10 protein-coding genes and 1 riboswitch are annotated in these 15,854 nt (G+C 63.5%); of the genes, 5 read left to right on the forward strand and 5 right to left on the reverse strand.

Features of this window, described 5'->3' with window-relative positions; genetic code table 11:
• Positions 1-1,377: 1,377 nt before the first annotated feature.
• Both AB7531_RS15375 and AB7531_RS15380 read right to left on the reverse strand, forming a co-directional pair.
• Positions 1,378-1,620, reverse strand: coding sequence for a DUF6894 family protein (locus tag AB7531_RS15375; RefSeq protein WP_063982346.1), 243 nt, complete (start codon positions 1,618-1,620; stop codon positions 1,378-1,380).
• A gap of 1,648 nt (positions 1,621-3,268) precedes the next feature.
• Positions 3,269-3,466 carry a hypothetical protein gene (locus AB7531_RS15380; protein WP_063982347.1) on the reverse strand — a complete coding sequence of 66 codons (198 nt, stop codon included), beginning with the start codon at positions 3,464-3,466 and terminating at the stop codon, positions 3,269-3,271.
• A 293-nt stretch (positions 3,467-3,759) separates the two neighbouring features.
• Between AB7531_RS15380 and AB7531_RS15385 the strand changes: the two genes are divergently transcribed.
• The 3 genes from AB7531_RS15385 to AB7531_RS15395 all read left to right on the forward strand — a co-directional run bounded on the left by AB7531_RS15385 (position 3,760) and on the right by AB7531_RS15395 (position 6,744).
• Entirely contained in the window at positions 3,760-3,933 is a 174-nt protein-coding gene (locus AB7531_RS15385) for a hypothetical protein (RefSeq protein ID WP_166091088.1), read from the forward strand.
• A gap of 633 nt (positions 3,934-4,566) precedes the next feature.
• Positions 4,567-5,655 (forward strand): recombinase RecA, encoded by a 1,089-nt coding sequence (gene recA / locus AB7531_RS15390; protein ID WP_014494106.1) that lies wholly within the window; start codon positions 4,567-4,569, stop codon positions 5,653-5,655.
• Positions 5,656-5,748: 93 nt separating this feature from the next.
• Positions 5,749-6,744, forward strand: a complete 996-nt coding sequence (locus AB7531_RS15395; RefSeq protein ID WP_063982348.1) for a hypothetical protein — start codon at positions 5,749-5,751, stop codon at positions 6,742-6,744.
• Between the two features lie 152 nt (positions 6,745-6,896).
• Here the strand turns inward: AB7531_RS15395 and gcvP are convergent, their stop codons facing one another.
• From gcvP to gcvT, 3 genes are all read right to left on the reverse strand, one after another.
• Positions 6,897-9,764 (reverse strand): aminomethyl-transferring glycine dehydrogenase, encoded by a 2,868-nt coding sequence (gene gcvP / locus AB7531_RS15400; protein ID WP_063986256.1) that lies wholly within the window; start codon positions 9,762-9,764, stop codon positions 6,897-6,899.
• Between the two features lie 180 nt (positions 9,765-9,944).
• Entirely contained in the window at positions 9,945-10,313 is a 369-nt protein-coding gene (gene gcvH, locus AB7531_RS15405; protein WP_063982349.1) for a glycine cleavage system protein GcvH, read from the reverse strand.
• Between the two features lie 11 nt (positions 10,314-10,324).
• Positions 10,325-11,473, reverse strand: coding sequence for a glycine cleavage system aminomethyltransferase GcvT (gcvT, locus tag AB7531_RS15410; protein ID WP_441280291.1), 1,149 nt, complete (start codon positions 11,471-11,473; stop codon positions 10,325-10,327).
• Between the two features lie 145 nt (positions 11,474-11,618).
• A riboswitch (glycine riboswitch) is annotated at positions 11,619-11,707 on the reverse strand.
• Positions 11,708-11,940: 233 nt separating this feature from the next.
• Here gcvT and alaS point away from each other — a divergent pair.
• The gene (alaS, locus tag AB7531_RS15415; protein WP_063986257.1) at positions 11,941-14,619 is read left to right on the forward strand and encodes an alanine--tRNA ligase; all 2,679 of its coding nucleotides are present in this window, start codon (positions 11,941-11,943) and stop codon (positions 14,617-14,619) included.
• A gap of 6 nt (positions 14,620-14,625) precedes the next feature.
• A complete protein-coding gene (locus AB7531_RS15420; RefSeq protein ID WP_063982351.1) occupies positions 14,626-15,852 on the forward strand; it encodes a cyclic nucleotide-gated ion channel in 1,227 nt (408 codons plus the stop codon).
• The last annotated feature ends 2 nt before the right edge of the window (positions 15,853-15,854 follow it).

The following is a 15,854-nucleotide window of genomic DNA, read 5'->3' on the forward strand; positions in this document are numbered from 1 at the left end:
CTGTCGCCGCAGCAGCCGCGCCAACGCGGTGACGGATCAAGACGGGGGCGGCCAATCGAGGCGGCGTTGGTTCAGTTTCTTGCGGAGCGCCTGAAGGATTTCGCGAAGCTCTGCCGCGTTGCTTCTTTCCAAGAGGGAAGCGAGGCGCGAGCGTGATGGCGTTTTCAATCACCGGTAGATTGCCAAGGGCCGCTCGGTGACAGGTGGAGGGTGACTGCGTCCTGCCGCGACGTGCTGTCTCACCTCGCGACAATTGACCGACTTCAAATCCGGCCACGGCTCGTTTCAAAATCGGACAGTGAGGTCGGAAACAGACCACGCCCAAACCCGGGTGCTGTCCCAATCAGGACACTCGGAACATCAAGTCAGGACAGGTTGCTTGTTGGGCTTCAGAAGCAAGAACGCCGTCCGCTTAAATGAAGCGCGGACGGCGGCTTTCCAGCCCCGGGAGGGAAATTGTAAAATCCCGATATCGTTTTGTCTGCACGTCCCGTGCCAAGGTTCATCGGGCCAGCCGCAGGAATTGGGAAAACCTTCATCCTCAAGCGTTGATGCCGCCAACGCGAATGACCACGCCGGGACAGAATCCGGATCTGTGCCGGCAACGCGATACCTCAGGCGCGTCTGCTTCTAGGCTGGCTTGGGCGGTTGAAGCCCCGGCGATCTCAGCCACTCGCTCATGTGCGAGCCGGTCTCAGCCTGTCTGGCTTTGCGGAGGAGGTCCTCTCGTTGAGGACCGTGAGGGAGGGCTTTAGCTTGTTCGCGGAGGCGTTTCGCTTCTCCGGCAAGTCGTTCTTCCAGTGACACGGTCTGCGTGAAACGACGGCGCTGCTTCATGACACAACCTCGTCTTTACGGGTCCTAACCGCAGGGTTTGAGTTCAAGTGAACTTAATATGCAGACGAGCCACCTTCAGTTCCAAAGTGAACTTTTCAAAATCAAGCCGCTTCGAAATTCGCTTTGGACCAGGAGGTTGGCCCAGCACCAAAATCCCAGCGCTGTCCTAATTAGGACAACGGGACTGTCGGATTAGGACATCAATAAAAACGCCGCCCGCTTAAATATCGCGCGGGCGGCGGCTTTCCAGCCCCGGAGAGGTGGATGCAAAACCCCGGTGACGATGAGTGTGCACAACCTGTGCCAAGGTTTTATGTCACGTTGCGGGACGCCGCAGCGGGGATCGGGCCACCACGTACCACGAATTTCTGAGAATCAGTATTGTCTCGAAGAAAGAACGTCGTGGGGGCAGTACTTGTTACGGGATTGCCGAAGGACTATTCGCCTGTCTAGCCAGATTATCGGCCTTTGACGCGAGCTTTCGGCTGATTGCGAAGACGACGTCTTCAAGTGAAAGAGGCCGCCACTGAGGCGGCGTTATCATTGCTTGCTGAAAATCCTGGAATTGAAAATGGCCGTGACTTCGAGAACACGGCCAGTTCCGTTACGAACTTCCACCGCGAAATGCTGGCCCGTCGAACCTTCCATGACCGCATCGCGGGCGGCATCGACAAGTGCGCCGAGCGCCATGTCGTGTGCCGCCTCGGCGTCCAGCAGTTCGACGCCATCTTTGTCCTGCGAGAAGATGCCATCCGACCTGAGGTCGAAAAAATACTGAGCCATTGATGCTCAGCTTACTTCGGTGCCTGCAAACCCGAGGAATTGACCCACTCTTCGAGGTGACATGCAGTGTCAGCCTGACGGGCTTTCCTCAGCATATCATCCTTCAGAACGCCTGGCGAAAGCTCTGCCGCCCGGGTGCGGATATCGTCAGCGAAGACCCGCAGCCTGTCCTGAAGAGATACGGATTGTCTGATGCGTTGCCGTCTTTGCAAGGCGCTGCTCCCTGTTCGAGGGGGCGGGAGCGCTGTGATGGAGCGTTCTCGTCACCGATGGTATCCACGATCCGGGCGGTGATGGTGAAAGTGTGCGCTCGGATCAGGGGATTAGCGAGTCCTCAATTTGTCCCGCCATTCGGAACTTTTACGAATTAGGACACTGCCGAATTCAACTTGGGACACAACGGCTCAAATGCGGACAGCACGCTCCGCCGCAACTTAGCGCCATGTTATTGAGCTGGGCGTGTCGCTAAAGCAGAAAGAACGGGCGCGGCATGGATCCGGCGGCCAGCATCTTCAAGATGATCTATCGGGATCAACCAGTCAGTACGGAGGTGCTTCCTTGGCGGAAGGAAGACTTCACGAAACGAAAGAGGCCGCCAACCGAGGCGGCCTCACGAGACCCGGCCCATCGCCAACGCGCGCATTGTACGATGGACCGTTCCGGGTGGATGGCGCGAGAGTGTCGCGCCACAGACCGGAATCTCAATCCCGAAGTTGGAGAGTCGTTCCAGTCAGGCCGCCCACTGAGGCGACCTGACTTCATCCGCCTACAAAGCGGGTTCGCGTGACCAGAAATACGAAGCCGATTCCGGTCACGGCGAGGAAGGTGCAAAAATACCGGATGCGATACATGCCGAACCAACCCGGGCGTGCCGCCATGGTTCAGGAGGTCGGCGAGCTCTCCGCCCATCTGGTGGTCTAGGCCGAGGTTGGACGGAGAGCCGCGCGCCGGACCCCCGTCGCATGACAATGCTAGGAACGTGCCATGACAGTCGTGTGAAACTGTCGGCGCCGCTCAGTGGAGATCAGGCCACAAATGAAAACGCCGCCCGCTTGAAATGAAGCGCAGGCGGCGGCGTTCCAGCCCCGAGAGGGATTAGCAAAATCCCGGATATTGATCAGTCCGAATGGATGACGAGAAGGTTCAACGGCACAACGCGACCAAGCTCAAATGGATGCGTGGCGGCGCTGCGTCGAACTGGGCATTGAAATCCCCCAGCCCAATAGATACGGGCAGGAGACGAGATCGTTTCACACGCGCAGAGGCGGATTAGGGCACTTCTTTTCCGTGGTTCTATGAATGGCGAGCTTGCGCGTTTTTCCCGGAGGGATTGTCGGCTGACAGCGTGGCTGACTTGGAAGGCTACATCGAAATCCTTTTGCGAAAGCTTCGCCGGGAAGCTGGCAAAGAAGCCGCCAACTGAGGCGGCCTTAACCGGTCTTCCGTTTGAGCATCGCCATTTCAACTTGGTCGGCCAGGACTGTGAGATGACTTGCGAGGCGGTCGAATAGTTCGCGCTTAGCGGCGTCGGTCGCGGATGAGAGCGCACTCCGCCGCGTCCTTCCGCAGCTTCTCAAGTTGAACCAGATGATCTTGCATCGCCCGCTGGCCCGCTGTTTCGAGAACCAGCGGAGTCAACGCGACGGGCTTACTTCGGCGGCTGCAAGCCGGATGATTTCAACCATTCCTCAATGCGGGCGGCGACATCGGATTCGTGGGCCTTCTTCAAAAGAGCCTCTTGCTCTGGGGCCGCCTGCAATTGTTCTGCCTTTTCTCGCGCTAGTCTGGCTTCCTTGATGAGCCGCTCTCCAAGCACTCTATCCGGTTTGAATCGGAAGCGCTTCATGACTTCCTCCTGTCACAAAGTTCGCTCTGCTTAAAACTTTCAAGGGGCACAGAAGTTCTACGGAACTCTACACCTCATGTTCGCTTAGCGGAACACATTCGTTTGCGGTCCGTTCTTCAAATCCAAATCGGGCCACCGCGAAAATCAAACTAGGCCACCGCGCTCGGAAACCAGGCCAGCATCCGGGTACTGGCCGAAATAGGCCACTCGGGATTGCAAAGTAGGCCACTGGTAGGAACTAAGGGATTGCCCGCCCTGTTGCATGTTGTTCCTCCCTCTAAAGGAACAGCCTTATGGCCGACGACAACAATAAAAATCCAAATGAGAAGCAGCCCGGCGAGAATCCGGACGGCAAGTACCATTTCAATCCTGGGAACATGGCCGGGAAGAAGCCCGGGGATCCGGAGCAGACTGCCGAAAACCGTGGCGAGCAGCCGCACGAGGACAAAGAAAAACCCGCCGGTTAGATGCCGGCCACTCGCAGATGCGAAGTAGGGCCACTATAGGACCGCACCGGACGGCGGCTTTATGGCCGGCCACTCACCGAAGAAAAATGGGAATGGATTGTTTATCCCAGGATCGGGCAAGGAGATCGCTTCGCAGGAATGGCTCCCACTAAAGCGGCCTCAAAGGGAGCGCGGGCCTACATCGATGAGAAGCTGGATGGAAAAGAGGCCGCCAACTGAGGCGGCCTCAAATCATCAGGATCAGCCAGACGATTAGGCCGGTGTTGATGGCGCCTACCGCGACAATGCCCGCCTGGACGAGCCGCTCGATCATGGCTCACCCTCCACAATCTAGAGGGGTAAGCATGCGTCCGGTTAGAATTGGCGTCTATGCAGATCGTGCCAAAACCGGGAAACTTCGGTAATATATGACGGCGTGTTCCGCCCGTGAATACACCGTATGGTTGCCCAGAACAAAACAGGCCACGTGTCATTTCAAACCAGGGCAATGTCGCCGGAAACAGGCCAGCGCCCAAATCCGTGAAAGAACATATTGCGAACCCGGAACAAATAGGGTACATTGTTTTTATCGCCGGCCCGCCCCGCCAATCGTTTGTCCCTCTAGCGAATCCTCGCCATAAGGAGCACGACCCAATGTCCAACACTGCCCTGCGTATCGTCGAAGGATCTTCCATGGACAAGAGTAAAGCTCTGGCCGCCGCGCTCTCCCAGATCGAGCGCCAGTTTGGCAAGGGCTCGGTGATGAAGCTCGGCAAGAACGACCGGTCGATGGATGTCGAGGCGGTGTCCTCGGGTTCCCTCGGGCTCGACATTGCGCTCGGGATCGGTGGTCTGCCGAAGGGGCGCGTCGTGGAAATCTACGGGCCGGAATCCTCGGGCAAGACCACGCTGGCGCTGCACACGGTGGCGGAAGCGCAGAAGAAGGGCGGAATCTGCGCCTTCATCGACGCCGAGCACGCGCTCGACCCGGTCTATGCGCGCAAGCTGGGCGTCAACATCGACGAGCTCCTGATTTCGCAGCCGGACACGGGCGAGCAGGCGCTGGAAATCTGCGACACGCTGGTGCGCTCGGGTGCGGTGGACGTGCTGGTGGTCGATTCGGTCGCGGCTCTGGTGCCGAAGGCCGAGCTCGAGGGCGAGATGGGCGACGCGCTGCCGGGTCTCCAGGCCCGTCTGATGAGCCAGGCGCTGCGCAAGCTGACGGCCTCCATCAACAAATCCAACACCATGGTGATCTTCATCAACCAGATCCGCATGAAGATCGGTGTGATGTACGGCTCGCCGGAAACCACGACCGGCGGCAACGCGCTGAAATTCTATGCCTCCGTCCGTCTCGACATCCGCCGCATCGGCGCGATCAAGGAGCGCGACGAAGTGGTTGGCAACACGACGCGCGTCAAGGTGGTGAAGAACAAGCTGGCGCCGCCCTTCAAGCAGGTCGAATTCGACATCATGTACGGCGAGGGCGTCTCCAAGATGGGCGAGATCCTCGATCTCGGCGTCAAGGCCGGCATCGTCGAAAAGTCCGGCGCCTGGTTCTCCTATGACAGCCAGCGCCTCGGCCAGGGCCGCGAGAACTCGAAAGCGTTTTTGAAGGCCAACCCTGACATCACCGCCAAGATCGAGACCTCGATCCGCCAGAACTCCGGCCTGATTGCCGAGCAGATTCTCGCCGGCACCCCCGAGCGCGACGCCGACGGCGAGGAGCCGGCGGACGAGTAAGACCTAACGCGAAAAATTTTCGCGAGGAGCGGGCGCTGAGGACGTTGAGTTGCCGACGTCGTCAGTGCCCGTTTCGTTTTGGGGGCGTTCGCGATGAAACGCGTGATCCTGACCAGTTCGTCCGGCGTCGGTCTTGCCCATGCGGATCGCGCCGACATGGTCGTGCCGTTCATCTTTCGCTTCGTTTCGGGGCCACTGCCTACCTCGCATCACCTCGAGCAATACCTGACGGGAGGCCATGTCAGAGGCGATCCGGAGGTGCGTTGGTCCGATCTTGTTGGCCGGTTGCCTCAGACCGGTCTCGCGCACAAGGAGACAGGCCTGATTTGGTTTTGCGAGACCTATGGCGTCGATCTCATCGAGCTGTGGTTCGACCCTGAGCCCAATAGTCAGTTGCAACTGATCTGGACCCTCGATTATTTGCGGTCCCATCCATCGATCACCGATCGTCTGAGATTGCGACGTGTCAATTTCGATCTGCGCGGAGCGGACGGCACAGAGCTTCGCGATCGTATGGTGCGGGAATTGGAGGTCGCGGACTGCGACTTCGAGATCGCCAACATGGCCTGGGAAGCCTACCGGGCGCCAACGCCGGAGCTCTGTTTCGGATTGCTCGGCAGGGATTTCCCCAGGCTGCCCTTCCTGAAGCCTGCGATGGAACAATTGCTGGCAGAACTGCCATCACCAATCACCGGACTAGGTACGACGGAAGCGCGGCTTCTCGACCTGATTGCGCGGGGGCACAACCGTACCAAGGAGCTGTTTCAACCGGACGGTCCGCTGCAAACGCGCGTGTTCGATCAATGGGAATTGGGCCCGCTGCTCGAAGGGCTTGGGTCCGGCCCAATGCCGGTGATCACGGGTCTCGATCCGAAACTCGCGACGCTGGCCCCGCACGATGCGCGAGGCCGCAACGCCGCCTTTCGCCGAAGCCGGCTATCGCTCACCGAATTTGGGGAAGCGGTCCTTGAAGGTCGGGAGGATTTCCGCCGTCAAAACCCGATCAGACGCTGGTGGGGCGGAACGCTTCTGACCAACGAACGGCTGTGGCGTTGGGACCGACAGAACCATTCGCTGGTTGCACCCTAGATATGCGTTCGGGGCCGTAGGGTGGGCAAAGGCGCGCAAGCGCCGTGCCCAACATATTCCAACGCGCACAAAGGTGGTGGGCACGCTTCCGCCTTCGCTCTTCGAGCTACGGCGGACAAGTCGCTTTGCCTACCCTACGAAGCTACGATCCCTTACTCCGCCGCTTCCGCGTAATCGCTGACCGGCGGGCACGAGCACACCAGGTTGCGATCGCCATAGACGTTGTCGACGCGGCCGACCGGGCACCAATATTTGTCGGTGCGCGAGGTGCCCGCGGGGAAGCAGCCCTCGGCGCGGGTGTAGGCGCGATTCCAATTGTCATCGGCGATGTCGTGCACGGTATGCGGGGCGTGACGCAGCGGCGAAGCCTCGATCTTGAAGCGGCCGGCCTCGACCTCGGCGATCTCCTTCCGGATCGCGATCATGGCGTCGCAGAAACGGTCCAGCTCCGCCTTGGATTCCGACTCGGTCGGCTCGATCATCAGCGTGCCCGGCACCGGGAAGCTCATGGTCGGCGCATGGAAGCCGTAATCGATCAGGCGCTTGGCGATGTCGTCGACGGTGACGCCAGACGTGGTCTTCAGCGGCCGCGGGTCGACGATGCACTCATGCGCGACGCGGCCCTTCGCGTTCTTGTAGAGCACCGGGAAGCGCGCATCGAGGCGCGCGGCAATGTAGTTGGCGTTGAGGATCGCGATCTCGGTGGCGCGCTTCAAGCCGTCGCCGCCCATCATCAGAATGTAGATGTAGGAGATGGTGAGGATCGACGCCGAGCCGAACGGCGCGGCCGACACCGGACCGACCGGCGCGTCCCCATTCGTCGCGGGATGACCGGGTAGGAACGGCGCGAGATGCGCCTTCACGCCGATCGGGCCCATGCCGGGGCCGCCGCCACCGTGCGGGATGCAGAAGGTCTTGTGCAGGTTGAGATGGCTGACGTCGGCGCCGTAATCGCCGGGCCGGGACAGGCCGACCTGCGCGTTGAGGTTGGCGCCGTCCAGATACACCTGGCCGCCATGGCCGTGGACGATGTCGCAGATCTCGCGAATGTGCTCCTCGAACACGCCGTGCGTCGAGGGATAGGTGATCATCACCGCGGCGAGATCCTTCGAGTGCTTCTCGGCCTTGGCGCGGAGATCATTGACGTCGACGTCGCCGTTCTTCTCGCAGGCGACCACCACCACGTCCATGCCGACCATCGCGGCCGAAGCCGGGTTGGTGCCGTGGGCGGAGGAGGGGATCAGGCAGATTTTTCGGTGCGTCTCGCCGCGCGCGGCATGATAGCCGCGGATCGCGAGCAGCCCGGCATATTCTCCTTGCGCGCCCGAATTCGGCTGCAGCGAGATCGCGTCATAGCCGGTGATAGCGCACAGCCATTTTTCCAGCCGCGCGAACAGTGCGTGGTAACCCTTGGCCTGCTCGCGCGGGGCGAACGGGTGCAGGCTGCCGAACTCCGGCCAGGTCAGCGGCATCATCTCGGTGGTCGCGTTCAGCTTCATGGTGCAGGAGCCGAGCGGGATCATGGCGCGGTCGAGCGCGAGATCGCGGTCGCTGAGCTTGCGCATGTAGCGCAGCATCTCGGTCTCCGAGCGATGCGCGTGGAACACGGGATGGGTGAGGAAGGCGGTGGTGCGCTTGAGCGCCTCCGGCAGCACCTCGCGCGTGGTCGCGTCGATTTCGGCGTAAACAAGCGTGCCGCCGAACGCGCGCCAGACCGCCTCGACGGTCGCCGGCGTCGTGGTCTCGTCGAGCGCGATGCGGAGCGCGGTTTCGCCAACGCCGAGGTTGATCTTCTCGGCGGTAGCGCGCGCGACGATCTCGGCGCGCTTGGCACCGGCGTCCACGCTGAGCGTGTCGAAGAAGCTATCCGACTGCGGCGCGAAGCCGAGCTTGCGCAAGCCCGCTGCAAGCACGGCGGCGCGGCGATGCACGTTGCGCGCGATCTGCGCAAGCCCCTCGGGGCCGTGATAGACCGCGTACATCGAGGCGATCACGGCGAGCAGCACCTGCGCGGTGCAGATGTTGGAGGTCGCCTTCTCGCGGCGGATGTGCTGCTCGCGGGTCTGCAGCGCGAGGCGATAGGCAGGCATCCCGCGCGAGTCCACGGAGAGGCCGACGATGCGGCCGGGCAGCGAGCGCTTCAGCGCATCGCGCACCGCCATATAGGCCGCGTGCGGCCCGCCATAACCCATCGGCACGCCAAAGCGCTGCGCCGAGCCGATCGCGATGTCGGCGCCAAGCTCGCCGGGCGAGGCGAGCAGCGTCAGTGCCAGGAGATCGGCGGCAACGATCGCGAGTGCGCCCTTGGCCTTCAACGTCGCGATCGCGGGCCTGAGGTCGCGCACGGCGCCCGAGGAGCCCGGATATTGCAGCAGCGCGCCGAGCACGTCTGATTTGTCGAGATCGGCGAGGGGATCGCCGACGATCAGGGTCCAGCCCAGCGGCTCGGCGCGGGTGCGCATCACCGCCAGCGTCTGCGGATGCACGTCCTTGTCGACGAAGAAGGCTTTTGCTTCGACCCGCGAGTGGCGCTCGGCGAGCGCCATCGCTTCGGCCGCGGCGGTCGCCTCGTCGAGCAGCGAGGCGTTGGCGACGTCGAGCCCGGTGAGGTCGCAGATCATGGTCTGGAAGTTGAGCAGCGCCTCCAGCCGGCCCTGGCTGATCTCGGGCTGGTAGGGCGTGTAGGCCGTGTACCAGGCCGGGTTCTCCAAAATGTTGCGCTGGATCACCGCGGGCAAAACCGTGCCGGAATAGCCTTGGCCGATCAGCGAGGTGAAGACCTGGTTCTCTCGCGCGAGCTCGGCCATGTGCGCGATCGCCTCGGTCTCGCTCAAGGGCTTGCCGAGGTCGAGCGGGGCGGTCTGCCGGATCGAGGCCGGCAGCGTCTCCGCCATCAGGGCGTCGACGCTCTTGGCGCCGACGGCCTCCAGCATTGCGGTGACGTCGCGCGCCGACGGGCCGATGTGGCGGCGAACGAAGGTGGCGGCGGTGTCGCCATTGGATTTGCGGTGCGCGGTCATCATGGGTCCTCGCTTTAGATTTCGCTGTCGCCGTCATGCCCCGCGAAGGCGGGGCATCCAGTAAACGCAGGCGTCACGGCTTGAGCCGAGAAGCCGCGGCGTACTGGATCACCCGCCCCAGTGCGCAGTGCGCACAAGGCGGGTGATGACACCGAATATGAGGTCAGAGTTCGCTTCATCTCACGCCGTATGTGCCTTGTAGGCGGCCTCATCCATGAGGCCGCCGAGCTCGCTCTTGTCGGCAATTCTGATCTTGAAGAACCACGCCTTGCCTTGCGCGTCCGAGTTCACCAGCGCCGGCTCGGCGGCGAGCGCGTCGTTGGTCTCGAGCACTTCGCCCGTAACAGGCGCGTAGACGTCGGAGGCGGCCTTCACCGACTCCACGACGGCGGCGGCTTCGGCCTTCTTCAGCGCACGGCCGACCTTGGGCAGCTCGACGAATACGACGTCGCCGAGCTGCGACTGCGCGTAGTCGGTGATGCCGACGGTGGCGACGTCGCCGTCGATGGCCAGCCATTCGTGGTCGGAGGTGTACAGCGTCGTGGTCATTTTCTCAGTCCTCAGCGTTTGTAGGTGTTTTTCACGAAAGGCATAGCGGCGACCGTGAGCGGCAGCCGCTGGCCGCGCACCTCGGCGAAGAGTTTTGTATCGAGCGCGCTCAGGGCGGAGGGCACGTAGCCCATCGCGACCGGCGCGTTCAGGCTCGGGCCGAAACCGCCCGAGGTGACCTTTCCGATCGGCTCGCCGCCCGCGTCATCCGCAAACAGCATCGCGCCCTCGCGCACCGGCGCGCGGCCTTCCGTGCGCAGGCCGACGCGGCGGCGGCTCGCGCCGTGATCGAAATGGGCGAGGATCGTATCAGCGCCGGGAAAACCACCGGCGCGGGCGCCGCCGCTGCGGCGGCTCTTCTGCACCGACCATTCCAGCGCGGCCTCGACCGGCGTGGTGGCGGTGTCGATGTCGTGGCCGTAGAGGCAGAGCCCGCCTTCCAGCCGCAGGCTGTCGCGGGCCCCCAAGCCGATCGGCATCACGTCGGGATTGTCCAGCAGCGTTTTGGCGAGGCGCTCGGCATCGGCCGCGGGGACCGAAATCTCGAACCCGTCCTCGCCGGTGTAGCCGGAGCGCAAGACGAAGCAGTCGAGACCGGCGACCTTGTGCGGGCCGGCATCCATGAACTTCATGGAGGGCGCCTCTGCACACAATTTCGCCAATGCGGCTTCTGCCTTCGGGCCCTGCAGCGCGATCAGGGCGCGGTCTTGAAGCGAATCGATGATGCAGTCGTCCGAGAGATGCGCGCGCAGATGCGCCTCGTCCGCTTCCTTGCAGGCGGCGTTGACGACCAGGAACAGGTGATCGCCGAAATTGGCGACCATCAGATCGTCGAGAATACCGCCGTCCGGATTGGTGAACTGGGCATAGCGCTGCCGTCCCGGGGCAATCGCCACGATATCCTGCGGCACCAGCCGTTCCAGCGCGCGGGCGGCGTCCTCGACCTTGCCCGACTTCGGCCGAAGCGCGAGCTGACCCATGTGGGAGACGTCGAACAGGCCGGCGGAGGAACGGGTATGGAGGTGCTCTTTAAGGACGCCCGCGGGGTACTGAACGGGCATGTCATAGCCCGCGAACGGCACCATCTTGCCGCCGAGGGAGACATGAAGCCCGTGAAGGGGCGTACGTTTGAGGGAATCTTGGTCGTCGCGCGCAAGCATCACGGGGCCCTCGGCGGTTCCCCGGGGACGATTCCCCGGTAGCAACCAGTCGAAGCCCCATCTGTCGCTGTGCCTGAGAGTATTATCCCGTCGGCGGACGCAGTCCGGGTCTTATGCCCGTCGGCGCCTCTTTCCAGATGTCGTCAAAGCCACGCGGTCCTTTTGCCTGAGAGTTTCCGGGGCGGTTGCTCCTTCGGCGCCGGCACCAAAGCCGGTCTCTCCCGACGTGGCCGTACGATACAGATGGGTACAGACCACAGGCCGGCCAAGCCTGTCAACGCGCACCTGGCGGCTTTCAACGGGATTGCAAACGGGATTGCGCGCCTGCGGCAACTCACTGATCTCCTTGCACAGTTTCTGGACAGCGCAGCTGGCCTTGTCTAAAAGCGCTTTGACCCGCAGATATCAGCCCAAATGCCCGGTTTGGATGGCGTATCGCGGGTCCAAGCACACCCGATTGGATGAACATGAGCGGCGTCAACGAGATCAGGTCGACCTTTCTGAACTTCTTTGCCGAGAACGGCCACGAGATCGTGTCGTCCTCGCCATTGGTGCCGCGCAACGATCCCACGCTGATGTTCACCAATGCCGGCATGGTGCAGTTCAAGAACGTCTTCACCGGCGTCGAGAAGCGGCCCTATCAGCGCGCCACCACGTCGCAGAAATGCGTGCGCGCCGGCGGCAAGCACAACGACCTCGACAATGTCGGCTACACCGCGCGCCATCTCACCTTCTTCGAGATGCTCGGCAATTTCTCGTTCGGCGACTATTTCAAGGAGCGCGCGATCGAGCTGGCCTGGACCCTGATCACGCGGGAGTTCGGGCTCAAGAAAGACAAGCTGCTCGTCACCGTCTACCACACCGACGACGAGGCGGCCGGCCTGTGGAAGAAGATCGCGGGCTTCTCCGAGGACCGCATCATCCGCATCCCGACCTCGGACAATTTCTGGGCGATGGGCGACACCGGGCCGTGCGGCCCGTGCTCGGAGATCTTCATCGATCGCGGCGATCACATCTGGGGTGGACCTCCGGGCTCGCCGGAAGAGGACGGCGACCGCTTCCTCGAATTCTGGAACCTGGTGTTCATGCAGTACGAGCAGGTGACGAAGGAGGAGCGCGTGGATCTGCCGCGTCCCTCGATCGACACCGGCATGGGGCTGGAGCGCATGGCCTGCATTATGCAGGGCGTCGACAGCGTGTTCGAGACCGACCTGTTCCGCCATCTGATCGACGCGACCGCGTCCGCACTCGGCAGCGGGCCGAACGAGCAGACCGTGGCCTCGTTCCGCGTCATCGCCGACCATCTGCGCTCCTCGGCGTTCCTCGTCTCCGACGGCGTGCTGCCCTCGAACGAGGGCCGCGGCTATGTGCTGCGCCGGATCATGCGCCGTGCGATGCGCCACGCGCAGCTGCTCGGCGCCAAGGAGCCGCTGATGCATCGGCTGGTCTGGGCGCTGGTGCGCGAGATGGGCCAGGCCTATCCCGACCTGATGCGCGCGGAGAATCTGATCGAGGAAACGCTGCGGCTGGAAGAGACCCGCTTCCGCAAGACGCTGGTGCGCGGCCTTGCCATCCTCGACGAGAAGAGCGCGTCCCTGAAGAAAGGCGACATGTTCGACGGCGACGTCGCCTTCACGCTGTACGACACTTACGGCTTCCCGCTGGATCTCACGCAGGACGCGCTGAAGTCGCGCGGCATCGGCGTCGACCAGGCCTCTTTCACCGACGCGATGGAGCGCCAGAAGGCCAAGGCGCGCGAGTCCTGGAAGGGTTCTGGCGAGGCAGCTTCCGAAGCGATCTGGTTCCCGCTGCGCGAGAAGCTCGGGGCCACCGAATTCCTGGGCTATGAGACCGAGAGCGCCGAAGGCGTGGTCTCCGCGCTGGTGAAGGACGGCCAGGAAACCGCGAGCCTCAAGGCCGGCGAGACCGGCGCGATCGTGCTCAACCAGACGCCGTTCTACGCGGAGTCCGGCGGCCAGGTCGGCGACACCGGCGTGCTCAGCGGCGAGGGCGGCATCAAGTTCCGCGTTACCGACACGCAGAAGAAGCTCGGCGATCTCTTCGTCCACGTCGGCACCGTGGAGAGCGGCGAGCTGAAGCTCGGCACCGCGCTGCAGCTCGAGGTCGATCACGGCAGGCGTTCCTCGATCCGCGCGCACCATTCGGCGACGCATCTCATCCACGAGGCGCTGCGCCAGGTGCTCGGCGACCACATCGCCCAGCGCGGCTCAATGGTCGCGCCGGACCGGCTGCGCTTCGACTTCGTGCATCCGAAGCCGATCACGGCGGAAGAGCTTGCCCGCGTCGAGGACATCGCCAACGACGTGGTGCTGGAGAATGACGAGGTCACCACCCGCGTCATGGGCGTGGACGAGGCCCGCGAGGCCGGCGCGCGCGCGCTGTTCGGCGAAAAGTATGGCGACGAGGTCCGCGTCGTCTCGATGGGCCGGACCGCGCGGGAGCGCGGCACCAACGCGCTCGGCTGGTCCGTCGAGCTCTGCGGCGGCACCCATGTGAAGCGCACCGGCGACATCGGCCTGATCACGCTGACCGGCGAGAGCGCGGTCGCCTCCGGCGTGCGCCGCATCGAGGCGCTGACCGGCAATTATGCGCGCAGGCACGCCAACGAGACCATGGCGCTGGCGAAGACCGCGGCCAACGAGCTGCGCACCTCGATCGACGACGTCCCGGCGCGCATCACAGCCCTGATGGAGGAGCGCAAGAAGCTCGAGCGCGAGCTCTCCGACGCCCGCAAGAAGCTCGCGATGGGCGGCGGTACATCCGTCGGGAACGGCGCAGCCGCAGGCGTGCGCGAGGTCGGCGACGTCAAGCTGATGGCGCGCGCGGTCGAGGGCATCGAGATGAAGGATCTCAAGAGCCTTGCGGACGACGGCAAGAAGCAGATCGGCTCCGGCGTGGTCGCCATCGTTGGCGTCACCGAGGACGGCAAGGCCGGAATCGTGGTCGGCGTCACCGCGGATCTCACCGCGCGCTTCAATGCCGTGAACCTGGTGCGCGTCGCCTCCGAGGCGCTCGGCGGCAAGGGCGGCGGCGGCCGGCCCGACATGGCGCAGGCTGGCGGTCCCGATGGCGCCAAGGCGCCCGAGGCGCTCGCGGCGATCGAAAAAGCGATGGCAGGCGCGTAAACGGCCATGCGCCTCGTTCCGCGAGGACGTGGCTCGGCCGATCCCAACCTAAGGGATCGCCTGTACGAATTGCTGGAGCACGATCCGCTCGCCTACTCGATCGGGTCGCGCTTCATCCAGGTGATCATCAGCGTCATCGTGCTCGACGTGGTCGCGATGATCCTCGCCTCGGTGCCGGAGCTCGACGCGCGGTTCGACACGCTGTTCAGCGCGGTCGCCGTCCTCGCCGTCATCGTGTTCGCGCTCGAATATCTGGCGCGGCTGTGGACCGTGGCGGGGCACACCCAGCGCAACGGCTCCGCGCTGTCCGACCGGCTCTCTTATGCCTTCTCCGCGCTCGGCATCATCGACCTCATGGCGTTCCTGCCGGCCGCGATCGTGCTGGCCACCGGCCGGCACGCGACGCTGGCCGGGCTCGGCGTGCTGCCGTTCTTCAAGCTGATACGGTACTCGCCGGCAATGCGCTCGCTGCTCGCGGCCATCCATGCCGAGCGGCGTGCGCTGATCGGCTGCATCGTCATCCTGATCGGTGTGGTACTGACCTTCGCCTCGCTGCTCTACGCCATCGAGCGCGACGTGCAGCCCAGCAAGCTCGGCACCATTCCGGACGCGATGTGGTGGGCGATCGTGACGCTCGGCACCGTCGGCTATGGCGACGTCGTGCCGGTGACGCCGCTCGGCAAGTTCATCTCGGTGTTCGCGATCATCTCAGGTTTTGCCATGATCGCGCTGCCGGTCGCGATCATCTCGACCGCCTTTGCCGAGGAGGTGAGGCGGCGCGACTTCGTGGTGACCTGGGGCATGCTGGCGCGGGTGCCGCTGTTCTCGCATCTTTCGGCCGCGGAGATCGCCGACATCATGCGGCTGCTCCGGGCCCGCACCATCGAGCAGGGCGAAATATTGGTGCGCCGTGGCGATGCCGCCTCGTCGATGTATTTCATCACTGCCGGCGAGGTCGAGATCACGCTGCCGAGCCAGCAGGTGCGGCTCGCCGACGGCACGTTCTTTGGCGAGATCGCGCTGCTGCACAAGACCAAACGCAGCGGTACGGTGACGGCGACGCGCAAGACGCGGCTGCTCGTGCTCGACGCCCAGGATTTTCACGCGCTGATCGAGCGCATGCCGACGCTCGCCGCCCACGTCCACCAGACCGCGAAGGCACGGCTCGAGGAGACCGGCGATCTTGCGGCGGCAGAATTGGCGCAGGCGGAGCGCGACGACACCGACCGCTGAGC

Origin of the sequence: Bradyrhizobium sp. 63_E2_N1_3 (genome assembly GCF_052076005.1) — a bacterium.
In the GTDB taxonomy this organism is placed as follows: domain Bacteria; phylum Pseudomonadota; class Alphaproteobacteria; order Rhizobiales; family Xanthobacteraceae; genus Bradyrhizobium; species Bradyrhizobium barranii.